Origin of the sequence: Candidatus Merdisoma sp. JLR.KK006, from assembly GCF_036941035.1 — a bacterium.
Classification (GTDB): Bacteria; Bacillota; Clostridia; order Lachnospirales; family Lachnospiraceae; genus Laedolimicola.
In genome coordinates, this window is sequence record NZ_JAYMNS010000013.1 from 26387 (window position 1) to 40025 (window position 13639).

Below are 13639 nucleotides of genomic sequence, written 5' to 3' on the forward strand. Positions count from 1 at the left end.
CTTCTACTCAGGCGTGTTAGCCGAATGGCGGAGCAGGAGTAGAAGCGTTTTCCTGCTTGGCGGCATCCGTTTTTACATCATTATTCGCATTAATAAGACCCAAATGGAGATCCAAATGAAAACATTCCTAAAAAAGATAACCCCTTTCGTCCTGTTTATCCTCATCCTTGAGATAGCCATTCCCATTATGGTAGATCCCTACAACATCTTTCACTGGAAACGGATCCGGGACAACGGAGTAGAACCAAACAGCAACTATATAAAAATGCAGTATATTCTTCACAATCCTGACAAATTCGACTCCTTCCTGTTCGGCTCATCCCGGACAGGCTTTATAGACGTAGAAAAAATTCCGGAAGGGAATTGGTACAACATGTCTTATTCCGAGGGTCTTCCCCAAGAACATCTGGAGAATCTGAAAGAACTGATCGAAAACGGGATCATCCCCAAAAATGTCATGATTGGTGTAGACAATATCTCCTGCTTTGTGGATCCCTCTATTCATGAAAACCAATTTTACCGCATTCCCTATCCAAGAGAAAATAAGCTTGCCTTCTATGCAAACTATCTCAGCATCCGGGGTGTCATTGCCTCTCTGGAAGTAAGCGTGGAACATGAGATAGAGGATCCCGACTACGTAGATCGCTACTATCGAAGCGGTTCCACCAAGCGAGACCCGTCTCTGGGGGGACAATGGGAAGGCGATACACCCTATTGGGGAAACTATTACCATTATTATATAGATGATGCGTTAGCAAGTATACGAAGGACGGCGGAATTATGCGAGAAATATAATATCAACCTGATTTTATTTACGAATCCTATCTATGATTCCACCTATCAGCAGTCAAAATATTTTGGGTATGCATCTTTTCTGGAGCTGCTGGCAGAACAGCAAAAGACCGGATACTATAATTTCAGCGGCATCAATGCCATTACTGAAAACCGCAATAATTATTATGAGGCCAGTCATTATACAGAAGATGTAGGTGATATGATTATTGACCGTATTTTCAATAATGTGACAGATGAGCAGTTGGAAAGCCAGGGCTTCGGTTTTTTTGTGACAGAAGATAATCTGGAGGAATTTCGGAAAGCATTGGATAATCATTGATGCTTATGTTGTTTGTGCGTAATTCTTACTCTTTGGCATTTTATTTAGATTTTATATTGATATGATCTTTTTATCTTGACAAGCAGGTCGGTATATTATAGACTTCATATAGGGTCTATAAATTACCGGCCTGTTTTGCGTATGGAAAAAGCTATGGAATGTTTGCAGAGTGAGTAAAGAATAAAATTGGAACATGTATTGACACCACTATGCCTGCATTTTTTGACTTACACACTTAAGAAAACATTCTCTATAATTGGTCCAATTATTTATTAAACACTATACAAGCTTACTACGGGAGGAAAAGAGATGTATAAAATGACAGAAGCGGAAGAGAGATTTGCAGACTATGTATGGGAGCATGAGCCTGTAGGCTCAGGAGAACTGGTGAAGCTTTGCGGGGAAGCCTTTGGATGGAAGAAATCAACCACCTACACTTTTATAAAAAAGCTCTGTGAACAGGGGATTTTAAAAAATGAGAAAGCCATTGTAACCTCCCTTATCACGAAGGAGGAATATCTTCAGGGACAGGGAGAAGCTTTTGTGGAAAAGGCATTTCGTGGCTCTCTGCCAAAAATGATTGCCGCCTTTATGGAGCGAAAACGGCTCACGCCGGAACAGGTGGCGGAGATTGAACAGATGATTGAGGACTATAAGGAGGGAAAGCTATGACAACATTATTTCAAACGGTTTTGCATATGAGCCTTGCAGGTTCTTATGTGCTTTTGATTGTACTTCTGGCACGGCTGCTTCTCTTTCAGTGTCCTAAGAAATATACTTATTTTCTGTGGCTGCTTGTATTCTTACGCTTTGTATGCCCGGTATTTCCGGAAGGGCCTTTCAGTCTGCTCCCGGCATCGGATATCCGTATAAAAACTGAGGTAGGCGTGGAACGGACATTATCACAGGGAAGTGCTTTTGGGATAGGGAATTTTTCAAAGAGCCAGGAGATTTATTCGGATGTGCAGGGGGAAGAAAAAGGAGAAGAGGTGTTCTTTTCGGAGGGCTCTGATAACGCAATTTCCTATTCGGAAAAAGCTTCGGGAGAACAACCGAAGAATCCGCTTTGGAATTTTAGGAATGTCCTTTCAGAGCTGTGGTTTTGGCTGCCTTTTGTGTGGGCTTTTGGAGCAGCGGCATTTCTCTTGTATCATATTTTTGCTTATGTCCGGTTAAAGAGACAGCTTTCTAAGACAATGGAGGTTGAGCCTGGCGTGTATGAGTTTCCTGGAGAGCATATATCCTTTGTGGCAGGCTTTTTCCATCCGTCTATATACATCTCAGGGAGCCTTGAGCCGGAAGTGCGTCAGATCATGCTCTGTCATGAACGGGTGCATTTGAGACGAAAGGATTATCTGGTAAAGCCGATGGCTCTTGTGATTTCCTGCATCCACTGGTTCAATCCCTTTGTATGGCTGGCCTTTTGCCTGATGAATCAGGATATGGAGGTTTCCTGTGATGAACGGGTATTGGAGGAGCTGGGAGAAGAAAGGAAAGAGGCTTACTCCAAAGCCTTATTAGATGCGGCAGACGGGGGAGGCTTTGCCTGCCGAAAGAGAAGTATTTGCTCCCTCCTGTCTTTTGGGGAAAATAGTGTAAAGAACCGGATTCACCATATGTTAAAATACCGGCGTGCATCTTTTTGGGTGGCTGTATCTGCTGTGGCAGTTCTATTGCTTTTGACAGCAGGTCTTTTGATGAATCCTAAAAATACGGGACTTTCAGAAGAAGATTTCATGCAAATTGTACGGACGGCAGGAGACTATAGAGAAGATGCGCAAATACGCTGCTTTGCCAGAGATTATGATGGAGACGGGAAGCCGGAAGCCTATGTGGAGATCGGAAGCTTAGAGGATGCGTATATCAAGGGAGAGCTTTGGTTTGTATCCAGCCAGGGAAGACCCCAGCAGCTTCGGGAAGACATTTTGATGCAGACAGAACAGGAATATTTTGAACAGGGTGGAGATGTCTGGCTTCTAATGAGCTATATAGACGGAAATCCATTGCTGACCGATGTGCATGGTGTGTGGAATGGAAGTCATGTACTCTGTGCGCTTTCCAGCCCGGAGCATAAATACATAGAGGACGGGATGCTGATGTGTATTGTTTCGGGTTATGACATGGATTATGATATAGAAATGGGGATATTTACCGGCCATACGCAGAAGCCCTATCCCTATTATTACAAAAATGACGATGACGGGGGATATTGGGGGCAATATGAGGCAGTTGAAATTACGCGGGAGGATGTGAAAAAATATAAAAACGGGCAGGAGATCCTCTGGGCCATTGAAGAAGCGAATCCCGGCTGTAAATATGAGTATCTTCTTCGTGAAAACGGAATGTTGCATATCAACCGGGCTCAGGTGATGGAGGATTCTATAAGATTTGCTTATACTACGTGTCAGATTAAGGATAATCGCATGACGCTTCTGAATGAGGGGGAGGGCTGTTATCGAAAGATACTCTATTCCGGTATCGATGAGCCGGGAGAAGATGAGCAGAAAAGCTTTGCGTACAGAGTGGCGGAGGAGTACTCAGATAAGATTCGGGACCCGAAAGAGAGGGAATACCGAAGCTTTGCGGAGAAGGTTCGGCATTGTCTGGAACGTGACGATGTGGATGGGCTGTATGAAAAAATGGCAGAGGAGCTTATGTTTTCCGGGGATAAGGCTTTAGAAGAACTGGCAGCGAATGATTTTGTTTCTGGTGATGCAGCTATGGCAACTTTTCATGTGACGGACAGGGATTTTTTTCATTTTCTTTATGAATATCTTTTTACTTCGGAGGTGAAAGAGGCGATCTTCCGGTCAGATTTTAATAATATTTCTGTAAATATGGATGGAGCATGGCTTGGTACGGGGGAATATGTTCTGCAATTTTGTCCTGTGGAGGGAGAAGATGGGGAGTATGAAGTTGTGATGATTAGTGTGAAATAGTAGGGGGTGAGAACGGACCCCATCGGACAAGAAATATACTTCTCGCCCTGCTCCGCCCAGAGGGCTAACACGCCTGGCGAGAAGTATACTTTTTATCCGATGGCTGGTTGTGTTTCTTTATTTATATGCTAACTGTTAATTTTGTGGATTTCATAAAGATTTGAAAAAAGGGCGGCTGGCAAGCCGTCCATGATGTCAATATGGAATTTTGATTATAACCTGTGCGCCGCCAGTCTTTTCAGAGTTGCTTAAAATAAGCTGTCCGCCATGTTGGGCTATTATGGAGTCTGCTACATAAAGACCTATTCCATAATGCGATTTGGAATGTCTGCTTTGTTCGCCCATATAAAATTGTTCGGTCGCATGTTTTAACGCTTCGGGAGAAAAACCGCTTCCCATATCAGTGATAGAACATAGGATTGAATTATCTTTTTCATGCACTTCAAAGAAAACAGTTTTTCCTGCTGGCGTATATTCTATTGCATTTGAAAGAACATTTGCAAAACCTCTTATCAGTTGTTCACTGTCTGCAAAGATATATTCCCGATCAACATTCTCCCTCCATTCCAAATGAATATTTTTTACAGCGCACAAACCTTTTGCCTGTGTATGAATTTCCTGCAATAAGAAAGATAATTTTACATTTTCACGGCGAAAAGAAAAATTCTCTTTTGCTTTTGTCATGTCAATCAGCGTTTCAACATAATCCTGCATTTGAACAACGCTGCCCTCAATATAGTCCGCACATTCTTTCTGATTATCGGCAAGTATCGTATCATACAGCAGCTCTGTATTTCCACGGATAATAGTCAATGGTGTTTTCAAATCATGTGCCAAAGCTGAAATCTGTTCCTGCCGTAATTTATCGGCTTGCCATTGTTCTGCAAGCGAATTTTTTAGTGCCTGTTTCAAGTGTTCTAATGCGGATAAAGCGCGGTCTACTTCAAATATGCCACTGCTTTCAATCTTAAAATCCAAATCCTGCTTCTCAATTTCCTGGGTTACGATAAGCAGTTTCTCAATTTTCCTGCCCGTATATTTCCCAAACCAATGAGAAACAAGGAGCAGCAAAACGATAGTCTCAATTATTATCAGCCCGACAAGGCAAAAGTCGGATGTGGGGCATATCCGCCGAAGCACTGGATTGCTGAATTGTGAAGTCAAACGGTAACGCAAAAGAATGACTTCGTCCCCACGGTCAACAATCCGAACACGGTATGGGTGAATTACATTCTTTCCGTTTGTGGCAGCTTTCTCCCAAAAGGTGTCGGCGGTATCTTCTGATAAAGAACCGTACCGGAACGCACCTGTGGGAGAATAAACGCCATAATCGCAAAAGCTGGGAATGTCGGCTGTATCAAATAATTTATCTGCCTGTATTTTTTCTGCTGCGTCAGCAATCCTATCCTCAATATTCATGGCAGGAATAATGACTTCTGTATTTATACAGAGCATATATAGACCAACATTAACGGCAATAATGAAAAGGATACCTCCGGCAACAGTGAATATATACCGCATGAAGATAGAACGCAGTTTTTTTACTCCCATTTATAACCCACCCCCCAAACCGTTTCAATAGGGGATAATTTGACAGCCGCTAACTTACTGCGAATATTTTTTACATGAGTGGCTATCACACTATCGTCACTTTCTCCCTCAAAACCAAAAACAGCTTCATAAATCTGCTCCTTTGAAAAAACCTGTCCCCGGTGCAAAGCCAAGTATTCACATATTTCATACTCACTTTTGGTTAGAGGGAGTTTATTCCCATTAACTTCCGTTTCTTTTGCGTTGATGTGAAAGATAATGCCCGAAATGGATATGGCATATTTCTTTTCTCTGGTATCTCTGCGTAAATGCGCATTTACACGGGCAAGCAATTCATTTGTACCAAAAGGCTTTGTGATGTAATCGTCGCCGCCAATTCCCAAACCACGAACAATATCGCTTTCCTGTGTTTTTGCAGTCAAGAAAATAATAGGGCAGTCCACAAGGGAACGGATTTGATCGCATAATTCAAAACCGTCCATATCCGGCATCATAATATCCAGCAAAATCAAATCATATCGTCTGAAATCCAAATCAAGAACGGCTTTTGCATTTGCTTGAAGTGTTACGGTATGGGCGTCTTTTTCGAGAATGCGCTTTATCAATTGCAGCATTGGGTTTTCATCATCAACAACTAATATATTTGCCATATCAATCCCTCCTGTCAGGCTTCATTTACGAAAAGCAGTAAATTTGAAACATTGCCGCCCAATCGGTATTCCAATAATGGTTATGCACCAAAAAATGCCCGATATTGTCCATGCCAAGCCCTGCCATAATCCTCCGCACAGGAACCATATCACATTTCCCCAACAACCCATATAATATCATCTCCTCACTCATTTGTACACTTTCCCTCGTACCGCAAAAACCACACGAGCAAAATTACAATAAACAAAACTGTCATGCCCGCACACATGCTTATCCCAAATTTAAGTTCTGCACTAACAGCAGGTAAATCCTGCAAGGCAAATTGAAGCGCAAAATTACTAAGACGTATTCCAAAGCCATATGGCAGCACAAACCACAAGCCTGTACCTAGGCCTGTTTGGAGCAACGCAGCTAATAAACTGCCAATAGCTCCCGTTCCTATGCAGATCGTTCTTCCAAACCGAAATGCCAAAATAATGGAAAGCGCATATAGCAGTATATTACTGCTCCACAAGGTCAGAGCCGGTAATACAAGGGATGATATGGGCAAAAGCAGCTTTGTTCCTGTTGCCGGAAGCAACAAAGTAAATAGAAATATGCCCAATAATACTGCAAGCAATCCGGCGGCAATCAGTAACAGGAATTTAGACAAAATAACTTTCGTTTTGGAACGCAGCACTAAAATATTCTGATAATGCCCCGCCCGGTTTTCCTGTCCTGCGATCATCTCACAAACGATACTAATAACAAAAGGATATGCGATTGCGAAAAGCTGAAAGAATACCGCAGTTTTGTTTATATCGTTTACAGCCGCAAATGTCGCATACAGTAAAACAAGTGCTGCTCCCAGAAATGGGAATAAAACATGTACCCAAAAGAATGAAGAACTGCGCAGCTTGTAAAAATCGCTTTTTAGATAATGGTATAACTCAATCATGTGTTCTGTCTCCTTTACTGAAAAGCCATGCTGTAAGCAAAAAACACAATACCGCCAAAATCAAGCTAAACAAAGCGGCAGGAATGACCGTTCCAGTATTCAGCAGAAAGGAACCATTTTCAATAGGAATACCGTTAGGATGCATTTTGAAAAAGGGGCATACAATGCGTGCTGGAATGGCAAATGGATTGAGATAAAACAAATCGCTTTCTGCTCCAAGCGTGGATAAAATGCTGCAGCTAAAGGAAATAAGTACAGCGGTCAGATAATTTGTTTTTTTCGCAAGCCACATAATAAGCGGAAGCTGCCAAAGGTAAACAAGAAACAATAACATACAGCCGAAAAACCCATTAAGCGGGTCAATGTTCATTACGGTAAAAACACCAAAGAGCGTACAGCCGCCCCACATTACAAAATTGGTTAATAAAAGCAGTACGGCAGCCGCAAACAGCTTGCCAATCCAGATTTTCTTTCTGTCAACAGATAAGCAGAGAATATTCTGATACTGTGTGCGTTTTTCACAACTGATAAAGCTGGCACACCAAATAGCAATCGTAATCGGCAGTATCAAAATATACCACCAATTATAGGCTGTAAGCTGAACAAATTTTCCGCTCAAGATGTATCCTAAGCTCAAAGTAACGATAGGAGCCGCAACAAATAGCTTTAATGTAAACGTATGGCGTACTTTTAATAATTCAGAATGTATAAGATGAAACATTATTTTTTCCCCTTTCGTTATTAGCGGCTACAACACGCATAAAAATTTCTTCTAAACTTGTACTTTTGTTTATTTTGCTTTCATAGCCCAGCTTTCCGGAAGAAATAATTCCAATGTGTTCCGCAATCTGTTCTACTTCGGATAAAATGTGGCTGGATAAAATTACTGTGATTCCATGTGCAGGGAAAGAACAGATAAGTTCTCGTAACTCTTGAATACCAATAGGGTCTAACCCGTTTGTCGGTTCATCTAAAATCAATAATTTAGGTGATGCTAACAACGCAAGTGCAATGCCAAGCCGCTGTTTCATTCCCAAAGAAAAATGTTCCGCCTTCTTTTTTCGGGTGTCTGTAAGGTCAACAATCCGTAAGACTTCCTCAATTCGGGTATCGGGAAGTCCGAGCGCAAGGGTTCGCACTTTCAGATTTTCATATGCAGTCAGATTTTCGTATAGGGGCGGCATTTCAATCAATGCGCCAATAGATTGTAAATCGCTGCGGTTCCATACGTGACCGTCAAACTCAATTTCTCCCGATGTAGGGCGCAAAATGCCAGTGAGCATTTTAAGAATGGTAGATTTGCCTGCTCCATTCGGTCCCAGCAATCCGTAGACGGAATTTCTCTGAATGTTCAGAGAGACATTGTTTACTGCTGTCTGCCCTTTGAAATTTTTACAGAGGTTTGTTGTTTTCAAAATCATATCCATAAATCATCATGTCCTTTCATTTAATTCTATCAATAGCATAAAGAATATTTTTGAAGATTTCATAAAGAAAATGGAATTTTGACGAGAAAGCAAAAGGAATTATTTAAGTCAATATATAGAACTGTGTAGACATGTCCAAAAAGAAAGGTGAACAGTAAAATCCAAAGTACAACGAATATTAAGTTATTGGCAGTTTGACTTGCATGAAAAATAGAGAAATTTATAAATATACAAGATAGTTTAAACTAATGAGCAGTGGGTACACCTTTCCGAAAAGGGAGTTACCTTATATATCTTATAAGACTATTTATTCAAAGTTCTTTTAAGGTGGATGTTAATGAACTATAGAAACCAGATACATCAATAAAACAGTACAACATTACAATGTCAGCCATCCAACCGAGAATATGCTTCCTGTCAGGCGTGTTAGCCCTTTGGGCGGAGCAGGACAGGAAGCATATTCTCGGTTGGATGGCGTCCGTCCGTTTCTCCAACGCTACACAATACAATTCCAAATCCCCACCTTGTATTCCCCCTAAAAATTCGTTATACTAAAACAAGCAAAATATCAGTAAAATAACAGCCGAGAATACAAGGAGTAAAAAAATGGTAATCTATTTAATACGCCATGGAGAAACGGATTGGAATACCAAACGCCTGCTGCAGGGGGCTACGGACATTCCTCTGAATCAGAATGGAATAGAGGTGGCGAGACTTACTGCCGAGGGACTGAAAGATGTAAAGTTTGATCTAATCTTTACGAGCCCTTTAAAGCGGGCGAAGGAAACTGCCGAAATTATTCGGGGAGATCGTAAAATCCCGATTATTGAAGAAGAACGTTTGAAAGAAATCTGCTTTGGACCTTATGAGGGGCTTTGCTGCCAAAAAGAGGGCTGGAACATTCCGGATCCGGATTTTGTGAATTTTTTTAATGATCCTGGAAAGTATGTTCCTCCAAAAGGGGGAGAGTCTATTCTTCATCTCTGTGAGCGGACGACAGAATTTTTGCAGGAGCTGGTGCATAACCCAGAGTATCAGGATAAGACAATCCTGCTGTCTGGGCATGGTGCTGTGGTGAAAGGTCTTTTGAGCAGCATTACCATTAAGGACATGAAAGATTTCTGGAATGGGGGCGTACATAAAAACTGTGCAGTATCTATTCTGGATGTAGAACAAGGGGTCATTACTTTAAGACAGGAGAATGTGATCTATTATGACGAAGCAAGAAGTACCAACTATTTTGAATAAGAAAAAATGTATGGTTCAGACGCCTGTAGGAGAGCTTGAGCTTATGGAGGATGGAAAAGGCATCTGCAGCCTTTCTTTTGGGGCATCGCCGGAAAGTGAGGATGTTTTGGAGGAAGAAACTCCTTTGCTGGCAGAAGCGAAAAAGCAGCTGGAGGAATATTTTGCAGGGAAGCGGAAAGCTTTTGAACTGCCTTTGTCGCTGGATGGGACAGAGTTTCAGATGAGAGACTGGGATGAGCTTCTTAGGATTCCCTATGGGGAGACGAGAAGCTATGGAGAGATCGCCAAAGCCATTGGCTGTCCCAAAGGAAGCAGGGCAGTGGGAATGGCTAATCGGAATAATCCCATTGCCGTTATTGTGCCCTGCCATCGGGTGATTGGCGCCAACGGCAGCCTGACCGGGTATGCAGGGAAGAATAAGGCGTTGGATATTAAGGAGTATTTGCTGAAGCTGGAGGGTGTGAAGCTGAAAAAGCTGTAAAATATAATGCTTGAATCATGTTTAGACGGATTTATGGACACATGACTTTGGGGAGTGGAAAAGGAGAGACACGAATGAGTACTACAAAAGAACCGGACCATAGTTTTACAAGAGAATCTGTAAGGGAACGTCTGCAGGAGCTTGCAGATCCAAAATATAAGGAATTTCAAAGCAAGCTTCTGCCTGGAGTTGACAATGTTTTAGGGGTGCGGGTGCCCCAGCTTCGAAGTCTGGCAAAGGAAATTGCCAGAGGAGACTGGGAGACCTTTCTTGCGGAAAATGATCGGGAATGGTATGAGCATGATATGCTGCAGGGGCTTGTGATTGGCTGTGCCAGGATGGATTTTGAAAAACGGCTTGCCCTCACCAAAGATTTTATTTCACGTATCAATAATTGGGCAGTGTGTGATGTGTTCTGCGGTTCTTTAAAAGAAACAAAGAAGCATAAGGAGAGGACCTGGGAGTTTCTGCAGCCTTTTTTGCGGTCAGATCAGGAATATGAGATTCGCTTTGGTGTAGTGATGCTTTTGAGTCATTTTGTGGAGAAGGAGTATTTGGAGCGTGCGTTTGCGGTCTTTGATGCCATCACCAGTGAGGCTTATTATGTGCGGATGGCCGTAGCATGGGCTGTATCCGTTTATTTTGTGCATTTTCAGGAGGAAAGCATGGATTATTTAAATCATAATCAGTTGGACGACTGGACTTACAACAAGGCTCTCCAGAAAATCACGGAATCTTATCGGGTAGATGGAGAAATAAAGGCGAAGATTCGGAGCATGAAGCGGAAAGTTATGTAAATTATAGCTGCGCTTCCATTACCAGTCATTTATAATGAAAAAGACCGAATGAATTTTGTGCCGTACATCCGGAAGGAGGATTTATGGCACAGAAAAAATTTGGGGAACTGGATTTAAAGAATGCTTTTCTATTTGCTGCGGCATTGGATGAGCCGGAAACCTGCCGACTGATTTTGGAATTAATCTTAGGGCAGAATATTGGCCGTTATCATCAGGCGGAGATGGATTTGATTTTAAAGCCGGGTGAAAAGGAAGGGCTGCTGGAACATTCTGTCTATTGCAAGAATTTGCCATACAAAAGAGAAAAGTTCAAAAATTCTTAAGAAAAGAATCCATTTTTATCAAGGTTATTATCTTACAATCAAAAGAAAAGAAAATAAGTTCCTCGCACACAATGAATGTTACAATTCTCTGTATTGGTTTCACACCAGTCAGATGGTTGATTGGCGTAGGTGCGAAAAGTGACCAAAGAATACATACATAAGGAGCTGAACATATTCCATGGAAAAGATTTTGATTGTAGAGGATGACAAAGCCTTAAGCAACGGCATTGCCCTTGCACTGAAAGCGGAGGGATATATATTTTTACAGACTCAGGATTTGGCCGGAGCCAGAGAAACGCTGGAGCACCATGAAATTACGCTGGTGATTCTGGACTTAAACCTGCCGGACGGAAACGGCTTAGAGTTATTACAGGAGATAAAGGAAAAGCAGGAGATTCCGGTGGTGATTCTCACAGCAAATGATCTGGAAACCGAGATTGTAACAGGCTTAGAGCTTGGTGCGGATGACTATATAACTAAGCCCTTCAGTCTGATGGTTCTGCGTGCCCGAATCAATACCCAGATGCGGAAAAGGCGCAGGGGCGGCATTCAGGTATATCAGGCAGGAAAATTTTATTTTTCCTTTTCCAGTATGGAATTTATCAGGGGGAACCAGCGTATAGAGCTTAGTAAAACCGAGCAAAAGCTCTTGCGGCTTCTCATAGAGAATCGGGGACTTACCCTCTCACGGGCGGAGCTGGTAGATCGAATCTGGACAGACGGTGCTCAATATGTTGATGAGAATGCCTTGTCGGTTACGATTAAACGTCTTCGAGATAAGCTTGAGGATAATCCTTCCACACCCAGATACATTAAAACAGTCTATGGAATCGGCTATACCTGGTCGGATGAGCGTACCGGTGCCCTGCGAAGCGGAACCCATGGATAACTATATGATTTTATGCTCAGGGCTGATCTTTGCAGCCTTTCTTGGGGCAGTAGGATATATTTTTGTACAGCGAAAGCAGACAGAACTTCTTATGGAACGGCTGGAAGAGATGCTGGAGACGGCAGTGGACGGAAGCTTTGAGGAACAGCATTTTGACGAAAGCCATCTATCCTCAATAGAAGCAAGGCTTTGCCAGTATCTTCGGCGGCAGGAAGGAAGAGAACAAGAGCTTTCAAAGGAACAGGGAGAGATTCATTCCCTCCTTGCAGACATTTCCCATCAAACAAAAACTCCCATAGCCAATCTGCTTCTCTATGCCGGACTCCTTTCCGAACAGGCACCAAAGGAAGCGGGGGAATTGGCTTATCAACTGAATGCTCAGGCAGAAAAGCTGAAATTTCTCATAGACTCACTGATTAAAAGTTCCAGGTTGGAACAGGGAATCATTCAATTATCTCCAAAGGAATATTCGGTGGGGAAGCTTTTGCATGAAACAGCAGAGGAAGGCACCCTCTTAGCCGAACAGAAACAGATTCAGATTCACTGCCGCATAAAGGAGGGTCCGGAAACGGCTTTCTTTGATTATAAATGGACGGCGGAAGCACTTTGGAACATTCTGGATAATGCAGTAAAATACACCCATCCAGGTGACACCATACTCATCCAGGGTTCCCCCTACGAACTTTTTTACCGGATTGACATCGTAGATCACGGAATGGGAATCAGAGAGGAAGAACTTCCCAAAATATTTCAGCGATTTTACCGTTCCGGGCGAGTCCGGGAAAAAGACGGCATCGGCCTTGGCCTTTATCTGGCAAGAGAGATTATACGTGCACAGGGCGGATACATCAAGGTTACATCCGGAGAAGAAACCGTATTCTCCGTATTTCTTCCAAGAAGAACAGGGTGACAGAACCAGAGGTGAAAACAACTTTGGCTCTGTTATTTTGTGCTCTTATATGTAAAATATATTTGACAAAATGTCATATAGATGATATTCTGATTTTAGATAGGAGATAGCAATGGGTGAATAGCAAACCGAGATAGAAACCAGAGAGACCGGTTAGGAGGTGGAGATCATGGCAAAGAACCTGAAGCTGAAAGCCGCACGGGCAGAACTGGATTATTCCCAGGAGGATCTGGCAAAGGCGGTAGGCGTATCCCGGCAGACCATCAACATGATCGAACGGGGAGACTATAATCCCACCTTAAATCTATGCTTAAGCATCTGCCATGTTTTAGGAAAAACACTGGATGAAATATTTTGGAAATAGGGAAAGGA

General features: G+C 42.5%; 15 protein-coding genes and 1 pseudogene. 10 read left to right on the top strand and 6 right to left on the bottom strand.

Annotation, left to right across the window (positions count from 1 at the left end; genetic code table 11):
* Positions 1-115 precede the first annotated feature (115 nt).
* The 3 genes from VSQ61_RS11615 (at position 116) to VSQ61_RS11625 (ending at position 4053) form a co-directional block, all read left to right on the top strand.
* Positions 116-1114, top strand: coding sequence for a hypothetical protein (locus VSQ61_RS11615; protein WP_334344590.1), 999 nt, complete (start codon positions 116-118; stop codon positions 1112-1114).
* Between the two features lie 309 nt (positions 1115-1423).
* Complete coding sequence (locus VSQ61_RS11620; RefSeq protein ID WP_334344591.1) at positions 1424-1786, top strand: BlaI/MecI/CopY family transcriptional regulator; 363 nt, start codon at positions 1424-1426, stop codon at positions 1784-1786.
* A complete protein-coding gene (locus VSQ61_RS11625; RefSeq protein WP_334344592.1) occupies positions 1783-4053 on the top strand; it encodes a M56 family metallopeptidase in 2271 nt (756 codons plus the stop codon). The genes VSQ61_RS11620 and VSQ61_RS11625 overlap by 4 nt, the downstream gene beginning before the upstream one ends.
* Before the next feature lie 195 nt (positions 4054-4248).
* On the opposite strand, the gene VSQ61_RS11630 is transcribed toward VSQ61_RS11625, so the two are convergent.
* The 6 genes and pseudogenes from VSQ61_RS11630 to VSQ61_RS11655 all read right to left on the bottom strand — a co-directional run bounded on the left by VSQ61_RS11630 (position 4249) and on the right by VSQ61_RS11655 (position 8619).
* Complete coding sequence (locus VSQ61_RS11630; RefSeq protein WP_334344593.1) at positions 4249-5604, bottom strand: sensor histidine kinase; 1356 nt, start codon at positions 5602-5604, stop codon at positions 4249-4251.
* Complete coding sequence (locus tag VSQ61_RS11635) at positions 5595-6254, bottom strand: response regulator transcription factor (RefSeq protein ID WP_334336757.1); 660 nt, start codon at positions 6252-6254, stop codon at positions 5595-5597. Before VSQ61_RS11635 ends, VSQ61_RS11630 begins: the two co-directional genes overlap by 10 nt.
* Positions 6255-6287: 33 nt before the next feature.
* A pseudogene (locus VSQ61_RS11640) lies at positions 6288-6425 on the bottom strand (YccF domain-containing protein); the annotation flags it as partial.
* 14 nt (positions 6426-6439) lie between these two features.
* Positions 6440-7192, bottom strand: a complete 753-nt coding sequence (locus VSQ61_RS11645; RefSeq protein WP_334344594.1) for a lantibiotic immunity ABC transporter MutG family permease subunit — start codon at positions 7190-7192, stop codon at positions 6440-6442.
* Complete coding sequence (locus tag VSQ61_RS11650) at positions 7185-7913, bottom strand: lantibiotic immunity ABC transporter MutE/EpiE family permease subunit (protein ID WP_334344595.1); 729 nt, start codon at positions 7911-7913, stop codon at positions 7185-7187. Before VSQ61_RS11650 ends, VSQ61_RS11645 begins: the two co-directional genes overlap by 8 nt.
* Positions 7891-8619: a lantibiotic protection ABC transporter ATP-binding protein gene (locus VSQ61_RS11655; protein ID WP_334344596.1), complete on the bottom strand. Its 729-nt coding sequence runs from the start codon at positions 8617-8619 to the stop codon at positions 7891-7893. Before VSQ61_RS11655 ends, VSQ61_RS11650 begins: the two co-directional genes overlap by 23 nt.
* Before the next feature lie 606 nt (positions 8620-9225).
* On the opposite strand from VSQ61_RS11655, the gene VSQ61_RS11660 reads away from it, so the two are divergent.
* The 7 genes from VSQ61_RS11660 (at position 9226) to VSQ61_RS11690 (ending at position 13631) form a co-directional block, all read left to right on the top strand.
* Positions 9226-9867 carry a histidine phosphatase family protein gene (locus VSQ61_RS11660; protein WP_334344597.1) on the top strand — a complete coding sequence of 214 codons (642 nt, stop codon included), beginning with the start codon at positions 9226-9228 and terminating at the stop codon, positions 9865-9867.
* Positions 9833-10348, top strand: coding sequence for a methylated-DNA--[protein]-cysteine S-methyltransferase (locus tag VSQ61_RS11665; RefSeq protein WP_334344598.1), 516 nt, complete (start codon positions 9833-9835; stop codon positions 10346-10348). The genes VSQ61_RS11660 and VSQ61_RS11665 overlap by 35 nt, the downstream gene beginning before the upstream one ends.
* Positions 10349-10422: 74 nt before the next feature.
* Positions 10423-11145, top strand: a complete 723-nt coding sequence (locus VSQ61_RS11670; RefSeq protein ID WP_334344599.1) for a DNA alkylation repair protein — start codon at positions 10423-10425, stop codon at positions 11143-11145.
* 83 nt (positions 11146-11228) lie between these two features.
* Positions 11229-11468 carry a hypothetical protein gene (locus tag VSQ61_RS11675; protein WP_334344600.1) on the top strand — a complete coding sequence of 80 codons (240 nt, stop codon included), beginning with the start codon at positions 11229-11231 and terminating at the stop codon, positions 11466-11468.
* A 178-nt stretch (positions 11469-11646) separates the two neighbouring features.
* A complete protein-coding gene (locus tag VSQ61_RS11680; RefSeq protein WP_334344601.1) occupies positions 11647-12357 on the top strand; it encodes a response regulator transcription factor in 711 nt (236 codons plus the stop codon).
* Complete coding sequence (locus VSQ61_RS11685) at positions 12350-13267, top strand: sensor histidine kinase (RefSeq protein ID WP_334344602.1); 918 nt, start codon at positions 12350-12352, stop codon at positions 13265-13267. Before VSQ61_RS11680 ends, VSQ61_RS11685 begins: the two co-directional genes overlap by 8 nt.
* Before the next feature lie 169 nt (positions 13268-13436).
* A complete protein-coding gene (locus VSQ61_RS11690) occupies positions 13437-13631 on the top strand; it encodes a helix-turn-helix transcriptional regulator (protein ID WP_334344603.1) in 195 nt (64 codons plus the stop codon).
* Positions 13632-13639 lie beyond the last annotated feature (8 nt).

Coding starts and splice junctions, on each gene's coding strand:
- VSQ61_RS11615 (WP_334344590.1), top strand. CDS start 116: ATGAAAACATTCCTAAAAAAGATAACCCCTTTCGTCCTGTTTATCCTC.
- VSQ61_RS11620 (WP_334344591.1), top strand. CDS start 1,424: ATGTATAAAATGACAGAAGCGGAAGAGAGATTTGCAGACTATGTATGG.
- VSQ61_RS11625 (WP_334344592.1), top strand. CDS start 1,783: ATGACAACATTATTTCAAACGGTTTTGCATATGAGCCTTGCAGGTTCT.
- VSQ61_RS11630 (WP_334344593.1), bottom strand. CDS start 5,604: ATGGGAGTAAAAAAACTGCGTTCTATCTTCATGCGGTATATATTCACT.
- VSQ61_RS11635 (WP_334336757.1), bottom strand. CDS start 6,254: ATGGCAAATATATTAGTTGTTGATGATGAAAACCCAATGCTGCAATTG.
- VSQ61_RS11645 (WP_334344594.1), bottom strand. CDS start 7,192: ATGATTGAGTTATACCATTATCTAAAAAGCGATTTTTACAAGCTGCGC.
- VSQ61_RS11650 (WP_334344595.1), bottom strand. CDS start 7,913: ATGTTTCATCTTATACATTCTGAATTATTAAAAGTACGCCATACGTTT.
- VSQ61_RS11655 (WP_334344596.1), bottom strand. CDS start 8,619: ATGGATATGATTTTGAAAACAACAAACCTCTGTAAAAATTTCAAAGGG.
- VSQ61_RS11660 (WP_334344597.1), top strand. CDS start 9,226: ATGGTAATCTATTTAATACGCCATGGAGAAACGGATTGGAATACCAAA.
- VSQ61_RS11665 (WP_334344598.1), top strand. CDS start 9,833: ATGACGAAGCAAGAAGTACCAACTATTTTGAATAAGAAAAAATGTATG.
- VSQ61_RS11670 (WP_334344599.1), top strand. CDS start 10,423: ATGAGTACTACAAAAGAACCGGACCATAGTTTTACAAGAGAATCTGTA.
- VSQ61_RS11675 (WP_334344600.1), top strand. CDS start 11,229: ATGGCACAGAAAAAATTTGGGGAACTGGATTTAAAGAATGCTTTTCTA.
- VSQ61_RS11680 (WP_334344601.1), top strand. CDS start 11,647: ATGGAAAAGATTTTGATTGTAGAGGATGACAAAGCCTTAAGCAACGGC.
- VSQ61_RS11685 (WP_334344602.1), top strand. CDS start 12,350: ATGGATAACTATATGATTTTATGCTCAGGGCTGATCTTTGCAGCCTTT.
- VSQ61_RS11690 (WP_334344603.1), top strand. CDS start 13,437: ATGGCAAAGAACCTGAAGCTGAAAGCCGCACGGGCAGAACTGGATTAT.